Annotated in this window: 16 protein-coding genes; 11 read left to right on the top strand and 5 right to left on the bottom strand. The window is 73.1% G+C overall.

Annotated features, from left to right (window positions below; genetic code table 11):
- Nucleotides 1-321: 321 nt before the first annotated feature.
- Nucleotides 322-1,038, top strand: coding sequence for an LppX_LprAFG lipoprotein (locus ACFWNV_RS05725; RefSeq protein ID WP_383941010.1), 717 nt, complete (start codon nt 322-324; stop codon nt 1,036-1,038).
- Between the two features lie 58 nt (nt 1,039-1,096).
- On the opposite strand, the gene ACFWNV_RS05720 is transcribed toward ACFWNV_RS05725, so the two are convergent.
- Nucleotides 1,097-1,816, bottom strand: a complete 720-nt coding sequence (locus tag ACFWNV_RS05720) for a ribonuclease H (protein WP_383941007.1) — start codon at nt 1,814-1,816, stop codon at nt 1,097-1,099.
- Nucleotides 1,817-1,823: 7 nt separating this feature from the next.
- The gene (locus ACFWNV_RS05715) at nt 1,824-4,070 is read right to left on the bottom strand and encodes an MMPL family transporter (protein WP_383941004.1); all 2,247 of its coding nucleotides are present in this window, start codon (nt 4,068-4,070) and stop codon (nt 1,824-1,826) included.
- Between the two features lie 114 nt (nt 4,071-4,184).
- Here ACFWNV_RS05715 and ACFWNV_RS05710 point away from each other — a divergent pair, with 114 nt between their 5' ends.
- From ACFWNV_RS05710 to ACFWNV_RS05670, 9 genes are all read left to right on the top strand, one after another.
- Nucleotides 4,185-4,916: a TetR/AcrR family transcriptional regulator gene (locus ACFWNV_RS05710; protein ID WP_383941001.1), complete on the top strand. Its 732-nt coding sequence runs from the start codon at nt 4,185-4,187 to the stop codon at nt 4,914-4,916.
- Nucleotides 4,913-5,656 (top strand): DUF2993 domain-containing protein, encoded by a 744-nt coding sequence (locus ACFWNV_RS05705; RefSeq protein WP_383940998.1) that lies wholly within the window; start codon nt 4,913-4,915, stop codon nt 5,654-5,656. The genes ACFWNV_RS05710 and ACFWNV_RS05705 overlap by 4 nt, the downstream gene beginning before the upstream one ends.
- A gap of 121 nt (nt 5,657-5,777) precedes the next feature.
- Nucleotides 5,778-6,200 (top strand): hypothetical protein, encoded by a 423-nt coding sequence (locus ACFWNV_RS05700; RefSeq protein WP_383940995.1) that lies wholly within the window; start codon nt 5,778-5,780, stop codon nt 6,198-6,200.
- Between the two features lie 93 nt (nt 6,201-6,293).
- Nucleotides 6,294-6,716, top strand: coding sequence for an SgcJ/EcaC family oxidoreductase (locus ACFWNV_RS05695; RefSeq protein WP_383940992.1), 423 nt, complete (start codon nt 6,294-6,296; stop codon nt 6,714-6,716).
- A gap of 83 nt (nt 6,717-6,799) precedes the next feature.
- On the top strand, nt 6,800-7,747 hold the full coding sequence (locus ACFWNV_RS05690) for an ADP-ribosylglycohydrolase family protein (protein WP_383940989.1): 948 nt from the start codon (nt 6,800-6,802) through the stop codon (nt 7,745-7,747).
- 25 nt (nt 7,748-7,772) lie between these two features.
- Entirely contained in the window at nt 7,773-8,546 is a 774-nt protein-coding gene (locus ACFWNV_RS05685) for a class I SAM-dependent methyltransferase (protein WP_383940986.1), read from the top strand.
- A 113-nt stretch (nt 8,547-8,659) separates the two neighbouring features.
- Nucleotides 8,660-9,376, top strand: a complete 717-nt coding sequence (locus tag ACFWNV_RS05680) for a VanZ family protein (RefSeq protein ID WP_383940983.1) — start codon at nt 8,660-8,662, stop codon at nt 9,374-9,376.
- Between the two features lie 86 nt (nt 9,377-9,462).
- On the top strand, nt 9,463-10,173 hold the full coding sequence (locus ACFWNV_RS05675; RefSeq protein ID WP_383940980.1) for a response regulator transcription factor: 711 nt from the start codon (nt 9,463-9,465) through the stop codon (nt 10,171-10,173).
- Nucleotides 10,166-11,263 (top strand): sensor histidine kinase, encoded by a 1,098-nt coding sequence (locus tag ACFWNV_RS05670; RefSeq protein WP_383940977.1) that lies wholly within the window; start codon nt 10,166-10,168, stop codon nt 11,261-11,263. The genes ACFWNV_RS05675 and ACFWNV_RS05670 overlap by 8 nt, the downstream gene beginning before the upstream one ends.
- Nucleotides 11,264-11,314: 51 nt before the next feature.
- Here ACFWNV_RS05670 and ACFWNV_RS05665 read toward each other — a convergent pair whose 3' ends face one another.
- Nucleotides 11,315-13,429 carry a D-alanyl-D-alanine carboxypeptidase gene (locus ACFWNV_RS05665; RefSeq protein WP_383940974.1) on the bottom strand — a complete coding sequence of 705 codons (2,115 nt, stop codon included), beginning with the start codon at nt 13,427-13,429 and terminating at the stop codon, nt 11,315-11,317.
- Between the two features lie 226 nt (nt 13,430-13,655).
- Between ACFWNV_RS05665 and ACFWNV_RS05660 the strand changes: the two genes are divergently transcribed.
- Nucleotides 13,656-14,348 carry an N-acetylmuramoyl-L-alanine amidase gene (locus ACFWNV_RS05660; RefSeq protein ID WP_383940971.1) on the top strand — a complete coding sequence of 231 codons (693 nt, stop codon included), beginning with the start codon at nt 13,656-13,658 and terminating at the stop codon, nt 14,346-14,348.
- Between the two features lie 13 nt (nt 14,349-14,361).
- Here the strand turns inward: ACFWNV_RS05660 and ACFWNV_RS05655 are convergent, their stop codons facing one another.
- The gene (locus ACFWNV_RS05655) at nt 14,362-15,243 is read right to left on the bottom strand and encodes an alpha/beta hydrolase (protein ID WP_383940968.1); all 882 of its coding nucleotides are present in this window, start codon (nt 15,241-15,243) and stop codon (nt 14,362-14,364) included.
- Between the two features lie 125 nt (nt 15,244-15,368).
- The gene (locus ACFWNV_RS05650; protein ID WP_383940965.1) at nt 15,369-17,120 is read right to left on the bottom strand and encodes a chloride channel protein; all 1,752 of its coding nucleotides are present in this window, start codon (nt 17,118-17,120) and stop codon (nt 15,369-15,371) included.
- Nucleotides 17,121-17,290: the final 170 nt, after the last annotated feature.

Raw genomic sequence — 17,290 nt, 5'->3', positions numbered from 1 at the left:
CGACTGCGTCCCTGGTCGAGGTCAGCGTAGCGCGGGAAAGCCGAAACTTCCGTTTTCTTTCGAACGAAAGGATTGCGTAGCGCCCGCCTTCCTCAGAAACCTCGTGTACGGACCACACACAAGGTCCATTAGGGTTCAGTGCAACCTTGTTGAGCCGGCCCGTACCCCCAGCGACGCAGCCCGACAGAGTGCTCGACCACGACTCTCGGAGAAACGATGCGCCGTTCCCACGTCCCATGCGCCGCCCTGGCAGCCCTGGCCGCCCTCCTGTGTGCCGGATGCGGCCCGGGGCCCGACTCCCGTCCCGCCTCGGATACCGCCTTGAAGGCGTCGGCCGAGCCCGCCCCCGACCACGCCGGCACCGTGCGGGCCGCCGCCGAAGCCACCCGGGCGACCTCGGCGCGGACCAGTCAGACGATGGAAATCGGCGACGGATCCAAGACCTACACCCTCACCGCCACCGGCGACTTCGACATGGCCGGGGACAAGGGCGCGCTGTCCGTGGACCTCCCGGGCGGCGGCATCAGCCACGTGGACCAGGTGTTCGCCGACGGCAAGGTCTACGTCCGCGGGGCAGGCGGCATGGACAAGGACACCTGGGCGAGCATCGCGCGCGACAAGGCCGAAACCCACTACGCCCTGCGGGCGCCTCTCAACGACCCGGAGCACGTGCTGGAGCAGGTCTCGGCGCTGACGAAGGTGACGAAGGCCGGGGAGCAGGACCTGGGCGGCGTACCGACCGTCCACTACCGCGGAACCCTGCCCTTCCAGGCCACGGCCGCCCGGCTCGCGAGCGACAAACGGGCCCTCTTCGAGGAGCTCCAGGCGAAGATCGGCGGCGAGGTGCCCGTGTCCGCCGAGGTCTGGGTCGACGGTCAGGGCCGCCTCGTCCAGTCGCGGATGACGCTCGCCCTCGGTCCGGCCAAGTCCGTGACGACCGTGGCGTTCACCGAGCTGGGCAAGCCCGTGCGCGTCGAGGTGCCCGCCGCCCGGGACACCGAGCCCGTCACCACGATCACCGGGGTCCTGGCCGGCTGACCCGGCCGGGCGGCCGGCCGGCCCCGTGCGCCCGGCCGGCCCATAGGCCAGCCCGCCGCTATCCGGCGTCCGTGTCGCCGCCGCCACCGCAGTCGGGGTGGCCCCAGCGCGAGCCGAGCTTGCTGATCTTCTCCCCCGCCGCGTACTGCTTTCCGCAGGGGCAGGTGCCGGGGAACTTGGCCTTGATGGTCACCCCGGCCCGGCCTGCGGTCGCGCTCTTGGTGGCCGTCGTGCCCTTGGCGCTCGCGGTTCCGGCGGGACGGCGGGCCGGGGTGCTGCGGGCCGGGGCCGGGACGGGCATGGACGCGTGGCCCAGTGCGGTACCGGCCGGCTCCTGGCTCACGGCCGCGTCGCTGGCCGCCTGGTCGGCGATCGCGTTCAGGTGGTCACCGTCCTCGCGGTGCGCGGGGACGTAGCGGAACTCCACGTCCCGGTCGGTCAGCAGGGCGTCGATGCTCTCGACGAGCTCCCGGTTGGCCACCGGCTTGCCCGCGGCGGTCTTCCAGCCGTTGCGCTTCCAGGCCGGGAGCCACTGGGTCACGGCCTTCATGGCGTACTGGGAGTCCATCCGCACCTGCACGGCGGTACCGGGGGCCACGGCCTCCAGCAGCCTTTGCAGGGCGGTGAGTTCGCCCACGTTGTTGGTGGCCCGGCCGAGCGGCCCGGCCTCCCAGCGCTCGGGGTGTCCGTGGACGTCGGCGATGACCCAGGCCCAGGCGGCCGGCCCGGGATTTCCCTTGGCCGCCCCGTCGCAGGCGGCGATGATGCGATCAGACATCCCCCGATCATGCCTCACCGCGAGCGCCGCCCGTGCCCACGGCCGTTGCCGAGGGCGTACCCACGGCCGCGCCCCGCTCCGGCGGCTCCTCCCGCCGGTCCGCGTCGTGCGGCCGCGGCAGGAGCCGGTCCAGGAAGGGCGGCAGCCACCAGTTGGCCCGGCCCATCAGGAACATCGCCGACGGGACCAGCACCAGCCGCACCACGGTCGCGTCCAGGATCACGCTCACCGCCAGGCCCACCGCGAGCATCTTGACCACGACCGTGGGCGAAGCCGCGAAGGACAGGAAGACCGCGGTCATGATGAGCGCCGCACTGGAGATGACCCGCCCGGTGGCCGCCAGGCCCGTACCGACGGCGAGGGTGTTGTCCCCGGTGCGGTGCCAGGAGGCGGCGATGGCGGAGAGCAGGAAGATCTCGTAGTCCATCGACAGTCCGAAGACGATCGCGAACATCATCATCGGTACGAACGACTCGATGGGGACGGGCTCCGACACCCCGATCAGCCCGCTCCCCCAGCCCCACTGGAACACCGCGACGAGGACCCCGTAGGACGCGGCGGTGGTGAACAGGTTCAGGGCGACCGCCTTGAGCGGGACCACGACGCTGCGGAACACGAAGGTCAGCAGGACGAGTGCGGCGGCCAGCACGATGCCGATGATGAGCGGCAGCCGGTCCTTGACGGTGTCGCGGAAGTCCAGCTGGCCGGCGGTGGATCCGGTGAGGTAGCCCTGCGCGCCGGTGCCGTTCAGCGCGCGGGGCAGGGTGGTGCCGGTCAGCGTCGTGAACAGGCTCCCCGTGCCGGCGCTCTGCGGTCCGGTGGCCGGGGTGACGGTGGAGACGAACAGGCGGCCGTCCGGGGTCGGCGCGAGCGGGGTGAACCCGGCCATCCCGGCCGTGTCCCGCAGCGCCGCCGTGAGTCCGGCGCCGATCCGGTCGGCCGGGACGGAGGCCTCGTGGAGGTCGACGACCAGGAGGAAGGGGCCGTTGGCCCCGGGGCCGAAGCCGGGTCCCTCGCTTTCGGCGATCCAGTCGTAGGCCGTGCGCGTGGTGCTGCCCGCCCGGTCGGCGCCGTCGTCGACGTGGCCGAGGCGCATCGAGAACAGCGGTACGGCGCACAGCGCGAGCAGCAGCGTGCCCGCGGTCAGGAACTTCCGGGGATGCCGTGCCACCAGGGCGGCGTAGCGGTGCCAGCCGTCGTGGTCGCCGGAGGTCTCGGCGACCGGGCGGCGCAGGGCGAAGCGGTCGATCCGGCGCCCCACCAGGCCCAGGGCGGCCGGTACGAGGGTCAGGGCGGCCGCTCCGGTGACGACCACGACGAGGGTGGCGGCCAGCCCCATGCGGCCGATGAAGCTCAGTCCGCAGGCGTACAGGCTCAGCATGGCCACCGCGACGGTGACGGCGGCCACGACGACCGCGCGCCCGCTGGTGGCGGCGGTACGGCCGGCCGCTTCGAGCGGATCGTGCCCGTCGAGGAGGTCCTGGCGGAAGCGGGTGGTGAGGAAGAGCGCGTAGTCGATGCCCACGCCGAGGCCGATCATGGTGGCCAGGGTGGGGGCGGCGGTGGCGAAGTTGACGACTCCCGCCACGATGCCGACGACCCCGAGGCCCACGCCGACGCTGATCACCGCGGTGAGCAGGGGCAGCAGGGCAGCGACGACGCTGCCGAAGGCGAGCAGGAGGATCAGCAGGGCCACGAGGACGCCCGCCGCCTCACGGGCCTTGTCGTCGGCGGGCGGCCGGACGACCTGGTTCAGGTCCCCTCCGTACGCGACCTCCACGCCCGAGGCGCGGGCCGCGGCGGTGGCCGTGTCCAGGGTGCCGGTGTACTCGTGCCCGAGGGTCTTGACCTGCCGGTCGAAGGAGACCGTGGTGTAGGCGGTACGGCCGTCCGCACTGGTGACGACCGGGGAGGCGGCGGTGACGTGGGGCATCCGCGCGAGGCGGGCCGCGCTCTCGTCGACGGCCTGGCGGTGCCCGGCCAGGGAGCCGGAGTCCACGTGGAAGACCACGCGTCCGTTGGGGTCCCCGATCCCGGGGGCGGACGCGGCCAGCAGATCGGCGCCGGTACGGGACTGCGTGCTGGGGAGGCTGATCTGGTCGCTGTAGACGGGGGCGGAGAGCCGGCTGCCGGACATCGCGCCGGCGAGCAGCAGGAGCCAGGCCGCGATCACCCAGACGGGGTGGCGGGCACAGAAGCCGCCGAGGCGGCCGAGACGGCCGGGACGGCCCGTTCGGCCGAGGGGGGAATGCACGACGCCTCCAAGAAGTGTCAGGGCTGACACGAAGCACCTTGGCAGAAAATGGCAGGACTGACAATTGTCAGTCCTGACGATTGACAGGGGTGACGGCATTGCTAGGCTTCGACGGTGAACCAAGATCCGGCCGCCCCTCTCTCCGCGCCCACGCCCGCGTCCGCGCCCGCGTCCGGATCCGAGCCGGATTCCGGCCCGCGCGATTCCGGCCCGCGCGATTCCGGCCCGCGCGATTCCGGCCTGCGCGAGCGGAAGAAGGAGCGGACCCGGAAGCTGCTGCGCGAGGGCGCCGCCGCGCTGTTCGCCGAGCACGGTTTCGCGGGCACCACGGTCGCGGACATCGCCGCCTGCGCGAACGTCTCCGAGCGGACCTTCTTCCGCTACTTCGACAGCAAGGAAGCGCTGCTCCTGCCCGACAGCGTCGACCTGTTCGCGTACGTCGAGGCGGAGCTGGCCCGGCGCCCGGCGCACGAGGATCCGCTCGACGCGGTCTGCAACGCCCTGATCTCCGCGGTGGCCCCGTTCGCGGCGTCCAGCCTCACCGCCCTGACCCACTCCGTGGCCATCGCGGGTGACGAGCGCGTGGTGGCGGCCCAACTCGTGCAGCTCTTCGCCGATTTCGAGAACCGGCTCACGCTCATGGTGCTGAACCGGCTCCCCTCCGACACCCCCGAGGCCGACCTGCGCGCCGGGGTGATCGCGGGCGCCGCCCTGTCCGCCGTCCGCGCCGTCCTGCGCACGCAGCGCCGGCGTCGCGCCAACGGCACCCTCACCGACACCCCGCCCTCCTCGCTCCTGCTGGAGGCCTTCGGCATGCTCAAACAGATCGGATCCGCAGCGCAATGAAGCTCCGACGCACCCCCGTCCTCATCACCGCCGGGATCACCGTCGCCCTGGCCGGCGTCCTCGTCGCCGACGTCGTGGTCGAACGCACCACCCAGGACCGCATCGCACGCGCGGCGGGCTGCCGCCTCCAGGCCCGCGGCCCCGTCACCGCGGAACTCTCCGGCGCCTTCGCCGGACTCCGCGCGCTGACCGGCCAGGTGGGTTCCGTACACCTCGCGGCCGAGGACGTGCGCCGCGCCGACACCGACATGGACATCAAGGCCGACCTGTACGACGTCACGCGCGAGGGCGGCATGAGCGGCGGCCGGGCGTCGGCCACCATCCCCTACGAAGCCCTGCAGAAGCGCCTCGCCGACTCGGGGGACACCGCGGCGGCGGGCGCCGAGGGGCTCACCGTGGGCGGCGACGCGAAGGGACTCACCCTCACCGGGACCGTGGGCGGCCTGGGCCTCCCCGTCACCGTGCACGCGAGCACCAGCACGACGTCGGCCGGCCTCACGATCACCCCGACGACGGTCACCGTACTGGGCCGCGAACTCCCCATAGCCACCGTGAGCGGGCTGCCCGGCGCGGCCGGTCTGGCCGAACGGCTGGCGCCCCGGACCGTGGACGTCGGCGACCTCCCCGAGGGGGTCAGCCTCACCGGAGCCCGGACCACCGGCGCCGGCCTCACCCTGGACGCCTCCCTCGCGAAGTCCTCCGGCTCGGACACCGACGGGAAAGCCTGCGCGTCGGTGTAGCCCTCCACCCCTCCCCGCCTTCCGTTTAGCAAATGCCATTTCCGGCGCAGATCCACCCAGTCCACCCCAACAACCAGGCCCTAAGTTGACTTTACGGATTCTTTAAATTTACCCTCACGCCATGCGCAAATCCCCCACCACCCTCCTCTCCGCCCTCGCCCTGGCCGGCCTGGCGCTCGCCACCGCCGGTTGCTCCGCCGGTGCGACCGACAAGGCCGTGGACCAGGTCGACAAGGCCGTGAACGAGACTTATGAGGTCACCTACGAGGTCAGCGGCAAGACCGTCGACTCGGTCTCCTTCCACGACGGAGGGGGCACGGCCACCGCGCCGAACCTCGTGACCGCCGAGCAGCCGGGCGCCGCCTGGACGAAGACGGTCACCCTGCGCGGCGTCATGCCCCCGGCGGTCTCCCCCAGCTCGGTCGACAACACCGCCGACCTCACGTGCAAGGTCATCTACAAGGGCAAGGTCATCAAGGAGGCCAAGGGCGAGGCCGCCATGGCCGGCGGCTGCGTGGCGGTGTCCCCGATCGCCACCTCGTAGCCGGTCCATATCCGGTCCGCAGCCGGTCCGGCCGTCGGGGCAGGCGCCTCGTACCTCAACGGGCTTGACCTCAAGCCTGCTTGAGGTATGACCATGATCCTCATGACCACACCATCCCCGTCGTCCCGCGCGGCGGACATCGAAGCGATCGGCCGGCTCGTCGCCACCGTCGAGCACTCCCAGCAGACCAAGGACCCCGAGGAATTCCTCGGCCTCTTCCACCCGGACGCGATCTGGACGACGGCCCACGGCAAGGTGCTCGTCGGTCTCGACGCGATCTCGGGTTTCACCCGCAAGGTCCTACCCGCGGCGACCTGGGACGGCCGGGTCACCTACGAGGTGGTCCACGTGCTCTTCATCCGCCCCGACGTCGCCGCCGTGAAGGTCCGCCAGCTCTACCTGTCCCCGGGCGAGCGGAGCGAGGGCGCTCCCCTGTACGTGATGGCGAAGCAGCCCGACGGCCGCTGGCTGCTGACCGCCTGCCAGAACACCGGGGTCGTCGTCGGGGACGCCTGAGCCGACGGACCGTAATCGGCTCGCGCTCATCGTCCGCGGACGGCGAGGATGGCTTGCCCCGTCCGCCGTCCGAAGGACTTCCGATGAGCAGCCCGCCGTACGACCGATCCGCCCGCGCCTCCCTCGACGGCCTGGTGATGGGCGATGCCTTCGGCGACAGCTGGTTCACGCTCTCCGGCGAGAACGTCGAGGAGCAGTGGGCGGCGCGCAGGCTCCGGTCCAGCCCGTGGACCTGGACGGACGACTCCGCCATGGCGTTCGTGCTCTTCGCCCACCTCGGGGCCCACGGGGAGGTCCGGCCCGACGCCCTGGCACGGGAGTTCGCCGCCGAGTACGCGCGGGATTCGGGGCGCAAGTACGGGGCGTCCATGCACGAGGTACTGGGCCGGATCGGCGCGGGCGAGGGCTGGCGGGGGGTCACCGCCGAGCAGTTCGGCGGGCAGGGTTCCTACGGCAACGGTGCCGCGATGCGGGTCGCACCGCTCGGTGCCTGGTTCCGGGGAAACCCCGCGGAGGCGGCCTCGCAGGCCCAGCTGTCGGCGGTGGCCACGCACGCACACCCGGAGGCGGTCGCGGGCGCCGTCGCCGTGGCGGTGGCCGCCGCGCTGGCGGCCGGGAGCAGGGAGCGCGAAGCGCCGGTGCGCGCCGAGTTCCTCCGGGAGGTCGCCGGGTACGTCCCGGGGAGCGAGGTCGGCTCCGGACTGCGGCTGGCCGCGGACTTGCCCGCGGGGACCCCGGTGGGCCGTGCCGCGTCCGTACTGGGATCCGGCTGGCGGATCTCGGCCCCCGACACGGTGCCGTTCGCCCTGTGGTGCGCCGCCGGGTACCTGGACGACCTGCCGGAGGCCCTGTGGCAGACCGTCGGCGGCTGGGGCGACCGCGATACGACGTGCGCGATCGCGGGCGGGGTCGTGGCGGCACGCACCGGCACCGGCGGGGTTCCGGCGGACTGGCTCGCGGCGCGCGAGGCCGTTCCCGCGTGGAGCGGGTGGACGCCCGAGCCTCCGGGTCCCCGGGCCCTGTCCCGGTAGATCATGTGACTACTAGGCTGCGGCGATGGAACAGGACCGGGATCAGGATCAGGGCCGGGTGAATCGTTACGACGGCTTCGCCGAGGCGTATGCGGCGGAGAACGAGAACAGCCTCGTCAACGCCTCGTACGAGCGCCCCGCGATGCTGGCCCTCGCCGGAGACGTGGCCGGCCGCCGGATCCTGGACGCGGGGTGCGGATCGGGGCCCCTCACCGCCGCGCTGCGCGAGCGCGGTGCGGTCGTCACCGGCGTGGACTCCAGCGCCGGGATGCTGGCGCTGGCGCGGCGGCGGCTGGGTGGGGACGCCGCCCTGTACGACGCCGAGCTGCACGACGCCGAGCTGCACGAGGTCGACCTGCGCGACCGTCTGCCGTTCGCCGACGGCGCCTTCGACGACGTGGTCGCGTCGCTGGTCCTGCACTACCTGGAGGACTGGGGACCGACGCTGGCCGAGTTCCGGCGCGTCCTCGGACCCGGCGGCCGGCTGCTGGTGTCGGTGGACCACCCCTTCGTGGCCTACACGTTCCAGGATCCGCGGCCCGACTACTTCGCGACCGGCAGCTACAGCTTCGACTGGACGTTCGGCGGGAAGTCCGTCCCGATGACGTTCTGGCGCAAGTCACTGCACGCGATGTCCGAGGCCTTCGCCACCGCCGGTTTCCGGCTTTCGGTCATCAGCGAACCGCAGCCCGACCCGGCGGCCCGCGAGCTGTTCCCCGACGCCTTCCGTGAGCTTTCGCGCACGCCCTGCTTCCTGTTCTTCGTCGTCGAAGTACCGCTGTCGGCTCCGGGTCCCTGATGCCCCGACCGCTGCGAGCGCTGCGACCGCCGCGACCGCGTCCACCGCAGGTATCGCGGGCGTATCGAAAACCGCATACGGGCTCGCAACGCACCGCCATGTCCCCTGGGGACATGAACCACACCGCACCCTTGTCGACACCGCCGCGCCGCACCCTCAGGACCGTACTGCTCGCCCTGGCGGCCCTCGGCTTGGCGAGCGTCCTCTACCTCGTGCGGGGGATGCTCTTCATGGCCGCTCCGAGGTGCATGGCCGGGCGGTGGCACGGGTGCCTCGACACGTTCAACGGGGTCGTGCTCGTCACCCTCGTGGCCATCCCGTTGGCCCTGCTGCTCGTGTGGGCCCTGGCGCGCCGCCGGCGTGGCGCGGGCGTCGACGCCCGGTCGGCGTGGCGGATCTCGCTGGCCGAGGTCGGCATGGTGCACGGGACGCTGCCGTTCGTGTGGATGACCATGATGCCGGGGTCCGGGGCCGGGATCGTGCCCGGCCGGTTCAGCCTGGTACCGCTGCGGGACCTGGTCACGATGGGGCCGCTCGGGATCGCCGGCAACCTGCTGGTCTTCGCCTCGCTCGGGTTCTTCGCCCCGATGCGCTGGACGGCGCTGGCCTCCGTGCCGCGGATCCTGGCCCTGGGCGCGGGCTGCTCCGTCCTGGTCGAGACCGCGCAGTACGTCTTCCAGCTGGACCGGGTCTCCTCCGTGGACGACGTCCTGGTCAACGCCACCGGCGCCGCCCTGGCCGCGCTGGCGTCGCGCCGCTGGTGGCGCACGAAGGCACCGGAGCCGTCGGAGCTGCCGCAGCCCTCGCCCGCGGCCGTACCGGCGGGCTGAGGCGCGTACCCGGTGCGCGCTCGGTGCACGCCCGGCTGCGCGCCGTGCATACGACGCCGATATGTCCCGGTGTTTAGGCTTCAGGCATGCGCGTACTGATCGTCGAGGACGAGCCCTACCTGGCCGAGGCCGTCCGTGACGGCCTGCGGCTGGAGGCGATCGCCGCCGACATCGCCGGTGACGGCGACTCCGCCCTGGAACTGCTGGGCGTCAACTCCTACGACCTCGCGATCCTCGACCGCGACATCCCCGGCCCCTCCGGCGACGAGGTGGCCCGCCGCATCGTCGCCTCCGGCAGCGGCATCCCGATCCTCATGCTCACCGCTGCCGACCGGATCGACGACAAGGCGTCCGGGTTCGGGCTGGGCGCCGACGACTACCTCACCAAGCCCTTCGAGCTGCGGGAGCTGGTCCTGCGCCTGCGGGCGCTCGACCGCAGGCGCGCGTACGCCCGGCCCCCGGTGCGCCTGATCGCGGGCCTGCGGCTCGACCCCTTCCGCCGGGAGGTCTTCCGCGACGGGCGCTACGTCGCGCTCACCCGCAAGCAGTTCGCCGTGCTGGAAGTCCTGGTCGCCGCCGAGGGCGGGGTCGTCAGCGCCGAGGAGCTGCTGGAACGGGCCTGGGACGAGAACGCCGACCCCCTGACCAACGCCGTGCGCATCACCGTCTCGGCCCTGCGCAAACGGCTCGGCGAACCGTGGATCATCGCCACCGTCGCCGGTGTGGGCTACCGCATCGACAGCCAGCCCGCCCCCGGGGTGACGCGCGAGGCGGACGGGGAGGCCGGCCGTGGATAGGGCGCCCGGATGGAGCGTTCGCTCCAAACTCGCCCTCAGCTACGCCGGATTCCTCATGGTCGCCGGGGTCCTGCTGCTCGGTGCGGTGTGGCTGTTCCTCCTGCGGTACGTCCCCGACCGCGCGCTCGTCGTCGACGCCGATAGCCCGCCCAACGGTGTCTTCCCCATCCGGTCCAACCTGCTGCGCGTCTTCGCTCCGAGGGCGGCCGCGGTCCTGGTGTTCCTGCTGGTGCTCGGCCTCGTGGGCGGGTGGATCCTCGCCGGGCGGATGCTCGCGCCCCTGAACCGGATCACGGACGCGGCGCGGACGGCCGGGAACCGGTCGCTGTCCCACCGGATCCGCATGAAGGGCCGCCAGGACGAGTTCCGCGAACTCTCCGACGCCTTCGACTCGATGCTCGAACAACTGGAGTCCCACGTGGCCGAGCAGCAGCGGTTCGCCGCGAACGCCTCCCACGAGCTGCGCACCCCGCTGGCCATCTCCCGGACGCTCCTCGACGTCGCCCGCAAGGACCCGACGCGGGACCGGGGCGAGCTCGTCGAGCGCCTGCACGCCGTCAACGCACGGGCGATCGACCTCACCGAGGCCCTCCTGCTCCTCAGCCACGGCGACCGCGCGGACTTCACCCGCGAGCGCGTGGACCTCTCGCTGCTCGCCGAGGAAGCCGCCGAAACGCTGCTCCCCCTAGCCGAGCAGCGCCGGATCACCCTCGACGTCACCGGCGGCACGGCCCGCACCGACGGCTCCGCGGAGCTCCTGCTGCGGATGGTGACGAACCTCGTCCAGAACGCCGTCGTCCACAACCTCCCCACCGGCGGGACCGTGACGGTCCACACCGAGGAGCACGGGGGCACGAGCGTGCTGCGGGTCGAGAACACGGGCCCGCGGCTCCCGCCGGAACTGGTCCCGACGCTCACCGAACCCTTCCGCCGGGCGACCGAACGCGTCCGCACGGACGAGCACGCCGGGGTCGGGCTGGGCCTGGCCATCGTGCACAGCGTCGTCCGCGCCCACGCCGGGACCCTCGACCTCGTCCCCCGCCCGGCCGGCGGGCTCCTCGTGACGGTCCGGCTCCCGGGCGCGGGGTAGGCGAAGCCCGCAGGCGCGGCCGAGGGCCGAGGGCCTCCGGCCGACGACCGTTCAGCGCAGGCGTACGAGCTTCGCGCCGAGGGACGGTGCGGACAGGTCCGACCGGAGTGCCACCGGTACGGTCGGGGCGCCCGGCCCGGTCCCGACCGTCAGGACCCCGATCTCGGTGCCGGCCGGCGCCTCCGCGGGGAGTCCCTTGGCTCCGACGGCCAGACTCAGTTCGAGCTGCTGCCCCGGTACGGCGACGGCGGCCGTGTCCCGGGTGGCCACCACCGGGGTACGGGTACCGAGCCCGTCGTCCACGTAGCCGACGACCTGGCCCTTCTTGACCACGGCGGCCGAGGTCAGTGCCGCGCGGACGGCCTCGATGACCTTCTTGCTGTTCTGCTTGACCAGTTTCAGGCTGTTGGCGCCGTCGGGGTCGGCTCCGGTGACGTGCTGGTCGAGCATCGTGCCGAGGATCAGCGGGGTCTTGTCGCCCACCGTCTTGTACGCCGCCCACATCAGCGCCCCGCCGGCCGCCGAACTGGAGCCCGTCTTGATGCCCTTGATGCTGAGTCCGGCGATGAGCAGGTCGTCGTTGTTGTTGATGAGCGGCTCGCTCAGGCCCGGGACGGTGGCGTTGGGGAGCATGACGATCGCCCGGAAGGCGTCGAACTTCATGACCTCCTCGGCCAGTTTCAGCTGATCGGTGGCGGTGCTCACGGTCTTGGCATCGAGCCCGCTCGGGTCGGTGTACGTGGTGTCGGTCATGCCGAGCGCCTTGGCCTCGGCGTTCATCTTCTCCACGAACGCGGCCTCGGAATCGCTCCCGGTGTCCCAACGGGCCAGCAGGCGGGCGATGTTGTTGCCCGAGGGGATCATCAGCATCTTCAGCATGTTCTGCTGGGAGAAGCGGGTGCCGGTCGTCAGCCCCTGAACGCGCGATTCGCTCGCCGAGTTGCCGTCCGCGACGGCCTTGGCGTCGACCTCGATCTGCGGGCCGTCCTCGTCCTTCTTCAGCGGGTGGTCCTTGAGGATCACGTAGGCCGTCATGACCTTGGCGACGCTGGCCGTCGGCACGGCCTTCTGCTCCCCGAACGTACCCACGTCGCCCGCGCCGCCGATCCGTACGGCGGCCTGGCCCTTCTCCGGCCAGGGCACCTCGAACCGGCCGTCGAGGGCCACGGAGGACGCGGCGTCCCCACTGGTGAGAACGGCGTCGGGCAGCGGCCGCAACGCCTGTACGACGGCCAGTACGGCGACCAGCAGGAGCAGCGGCGGCACCCAGATCCGGAACCGCCGGGCCACCGTCCGGCCGGGGGTCGCGGGCGGCGGCGGGGTGTTGGTGAGCTGCGCGAGCAGATCGAGCGCGGGCAACGGCTGCTCGGTGGTCCCCTCGGGGACGGCGGAGCTCCCCTGGGCGGGGCCGTCGCCCGGCCCCCCGTCGGCCCCGCCCGGAAGCCTTCCGGGAGCCGTCGCCGGAACCGGGGCGGTTCCCCGAGCCGGGGCGGGCGCCGCCGTCGGCACGGCCGGGGCCGGCTCTACGGGTACCGGCGCGGGTACGGCGGCGGGCGTCGACCCCTTCGCCCACTTCGGCACGGGCACCGACGCCGAGGGGGCCGCGTCCAAGGGCTTGAGCGCGATGAACTGGCTCGTCTTCTCGGAGTCCGACTCAGGACGGGGACGGGGACGGGCACCGGGGCCGGGATCGGGATCGGGATCGGGATCGGGATCGATAGCCGCGGCTGCCGCCCCCGGCTCCGCCCCGGTGCCGGACTTGACCCCGGCGGCGGGCTCCGCCCCGGGCGAGGGCACGGGCACGACCTTGGCCTCGGGCTCGCTCGCCGCCCCGGGGACGGACTCGGGCTCCGGCGCCGAGGCCGCCGCGAGCCCGGAAGCGGGCGCAGCATCGTGCTCACCGCCCGACGGAGGCACGGCGTCGGGTGCCTGCTCGGACTCGTGCCCGGCGTCGGGCTCGGGCTCGGGCTCGGAAACGGCCGGGGACTCCGCCCTCGGTGCCGGCACCGAGGGCGGGTCCGTGCGCGGGTCCGTACGCGGGGCGGGCTGCGGATCCGGCCGGGGCGCGGGAGCCGATGTCTGCGCCTCGGCCGGTCCGGGCGTCCCCGCCCGGTGCTCGTCCTTCGCCGCGCCGGGCGTCTCGCCCTCCACCGGTACCGCCGTCATGCCGTACACCGCCTTGCTCGTGCCGTTCTGGATGAGCCGTCAGTCTCCCTGTGGCATATGCGCAGGTGATGCGCGCCGGATGACCAATTGGTCACAATCCGTCCGGCCGGGCCCGGGCCGGACCCGTCATCAAACGGTCATCAAACGATCACGGTCCCCTCATGAGCGCCCCGAAGGATCGGTTTTCCCCCCGCACCACGCACCACCCGAGAACCGGACACCGCTCATGCACCCCAGCACCCCCGTGCCCCCGGCCCCGTCGCGGCGGCGCCTGCTCGCCGGTGGCGGCGCCGTGTTCCTCACCGCGACCGCCGCCTCCCTGCTGGCCGCCCGGCCCGGCGGTTCCGGACCGGGCGACGACGAGCGCGGCCGGAAGGCGGCACTGCCGGGGGCTTCGCCCACCGCCTCTCCCGCTTCCGGATGGATGCCCGGGGTGGCGAAGATGCCGCTGGAGCGCAACTTCGTCCACGGCGACCGCGATGCTCAGCGCGGGCTCGTGCTCCACGTCCAGGAGGGCGAGGGGTCCTTGCACGAGCGGTTCAACACCCCGGGGATCAAGACCTCCTCGCACTTCTGGGTCTCCCGGGACGGGGAGACGGAGCAGTACGTGTCCGTCCTGGACCGGGCCTGGGCGCAGGTGGACGGCAACGGGTCCTGGGCCTCGGTCGAGACCTCCGGTTTCGCCACCCGGCCGCTCACCGAGGCACAAGTGGACGCCGTCGCCCGGATCTACGCCTGGGGCGCCGCCTCGCACGGCTGGCCGCCGGCGGTCAGCGAGCACCCGGACCAGCCGGGGCTGGGCATCCACGCCATGGGCGGCACCGCGTGGGGCGGGCACGACTGCCCGGGCACCCTCCGCTCCGGCGGGCGCGCCGAGATCATCCGCCGGGTGCACGAACTTCTACCCGGCGGCGGGTGACCCAGTCAGCCGGTCAGCCGGTCAGCCGGTCAGCGAGGGTCTTCGCGGGCGGGCCCAGCACGATGGTGTAGTGGTTGCAGTCCGGCACCTGCTCGGTGTCGAGCACCGGGGTCCGCCCGGCCCAGTGGGACACCAGTGCGTCCGGGAGGAAGCCGGGGGTCTCGTCCGCCAGGCCCCGAGGGGCGTACACCAGCCGGGTGGGCACGGTCAGGGACAGCAGGTCGGCGCCGAAGTCGGCCGCCGAGGCGAGGAGTTCGCGGGTGTCCGCGCGGACGGCCGCTTCCTGGACCCGAGAGCGGACGGCGCCGTCGGGGCCCTGGCCGGTGGCGTCGTAGCGGACGTACCGCTCGATGTCCTCGTTCCAGTACGGGCCGAGCGCGGGATGGGCGCGGAAGAAGTCCAGGTACGCCTCCTCGTGCGGGAAGCTCATGCGCAGCCGGGCGAGCGCCGGGCCGAGCGTGGCCTCGGTCACCGCATCGGGGTCGGCGCCCTCGGGCAGCGGCAACGGCAGGCCGCCGTCGATGAGGAGCAGCCGGCCGAAGAGCCCGGGGCGGCGCACGGCCGCGCGCAGGGCCACGTAGGCGCCCATGGAGTGGCCGGCCAGGGCGACGGGACGGCCGTCGCCGAACCGCTCGGCGGCGGCGCACAGATCGGCGGCGTGCCCGTCGATGCCGTGGCCCTCCGGGGCGGCCGGGCTGTGGCCGCGGCCGCGCAGGTCGAGGGCGAACAGGCTCCAGTCGGCGGGGAGTTCGCGGGCGAGGCCGCGGAAGGCCATCCCGGACGCGGAGACCCCGTGCACGGCGACGGCGGTGCGCGGCCCCGTTCCGAAGCGCAGGACGCGCAAGGCGCCGCCGGTGACGGGGAGTTCGAGCTCGCGCGGTTCCGTGCGGTTCATCGGGAAGTCCTCTCCGTGGGTGCCGGGTGGATCTTACGCACGGGGGTGCCGCGGCGCGAGACGGCCGGGTGGCGCCGGTGGCCGGACGGACGTGAAAACCCGGTGGGGCGGACCGCGCAGCGTGCTCAGGGCCGGGGAGGGCGGCCCTCCGAGTCGGTGGGCGGGTGCAGGGTTCGCAGGGCCGAGCGGTGGGAGACCCAGCCCAGGAGGTGGAGCCGTTCCTCGTCGAGGACGGGGAGGCCGTCGCCCTCGCTCTCGGCGAGCAGGGGCAGTGCCTCCTGGAGGGACTGGCCGGTGAGCAGGGCCGGCGGGTGGTCGCGTAGCTCCTCGACGGGCGTGTTCTCGGAGAGTCCTCCGTGCAGGGCCCGGGAGAGGGCGGGCGCCCCGACCGTACCCGCGTAGTGGCCGTGCCGGTCGACGAGCGGGAGGCGGTCGGCGCCCGCCTCGATCATCACGGTCATCGCCTCGCGCAGGCCGGTGCCGGGTGCGAGCGCGGGCGGGGGTGGTCCCATGGCGGTCCGGACCTCGACCGCTGCCGGGCCGGTCAGGTCCAGGTCGACCCCGCGGCGGCGGAGTTTGGCCGTGTAGACGGTGTCCCGGCTGAGCGCGTGGCTGACTCCGGTGGCGACGGCGACGGCGGCCATCAGCGGCAGGATGATGCCGTACTCGCCGGTCAGCTCGTAGATGATGACGACGGCGGTGATCGGCGCGCGGGCCGAACCGGCGAAGACCGCGCCCATCCCGATGACCGCGTAGGTCATGGCCGAACCGGTGACTCCGGGTGCGAGGTGGTCCATCGTCTGCCCGAAGGCGCTGCCGAGCATGGCTCCGATGAAGAGGCTGGGGGCGAAGACGCCTCCCGAGCCGCCGATGCCGATGGTGACGCTGCACGCGATGATCTTGCCGACGAGCAGGACGAGCAGGAATCCGATCGCGTACCCGCCCACCGCGGCCTTGCCGAGGACCGGGTAGCCGACCCCGTACATCTCGGGCAGTGCGAGCAGGATCGCGCCCAGCACGATGCCGCCGGCGGCCGGGCGCAGCCACTCCGGGCCGTGCCAGACGGAGTCGCAGAGGTCTTCCACCCCGTAGAGCACCTTGCTGAAGAGCACCCCGACGACCCCGGCCACCGCGCCGAGCAGGACGTAGAGGGCGTACGCGGCCAGGTGGCCGGCGTTCACCGGTGCGAGGTCCAGGAACCTTTCGTCGCCGAGGATTTCGCGTCCGATCACGCTGGCGGTGACGGCCGAGACGGCGACCAGGCCGAAGGCGCGGGCCGTGAAATCGCGCAGGATCAGTTCCATCGCGAAGAACACCCCGGCCAGGGGTGCGTTGAAGGTGGCGGCGATGCCACCGGCCGCGCCGCAGGCGACCAGCAGCCGCATCCGTTCCTCGCGGACCCGCAGGAGGGCTCCGGCGGTGGAGCCGAGGGCGGCCCCGATCTGGACGATGGGCCCTTCGCGGCCCACGGAACCGCCGCCGCCGATGCACAGCGCGGACGCGAGCGATTTCACCACGGCGACCCGGGGCGGGATCCGGCCGCCCTGGCGGGCGACCGCGTACATCACCTCGGGGACGCCGTGGCCGCGCGCCTCCTTGGCGTAGCGGTAGACGAGCGGTCCGTAGAGCGCGCCCGCGACCACGGGCGCGAGGAGGACGAAGTACGGTCCGAGCCAGGGCACGTAGGGGTTGTCGGCGTGCCCGGCGGAGGAGTAGTCGTCGTGGCCGGACAGCGCCCGGGTGAAGACCTCGATCAGCCAGCGGAAGCCCACCGCGCCCAGCCCCGACCCGGCGCCCACGAGGATCGCGGGCAGCAGCATCGCGGCCTGGGTGCGGTTCAGCGCGTCCCGTGCCCCCTCCGCCGAGAACGGACCCATCGCCACTCCTCAGGAACCGATCCACTGCCGATCGCGCGCCCCGGCCCCTGACCACGATCCCCCGGACCCCCATCCAACGGCCCGCCCCCGGCCGGGGGCGGGAGGCGGGCCGGTGGTACACCCGCCCGGCGTAGGGGCCGTCGCGGGTCCGTCCGGAGGTTGGTGCGGCG

The organism is Streptomyces sp. NPDC058401 (assembly GCF_042722885.1).
In the GTDB taxonomy this organism is placed as follows: Bacteria; Actinomycetota; Actinomycetes; order Streptomycetales; family Streptomycetaceae; genus Streptomyces.
Note: the sequence above shows the minus strand (reverse complement) of the source record. Positions and strands in the feature narration are given on the sequence as shown.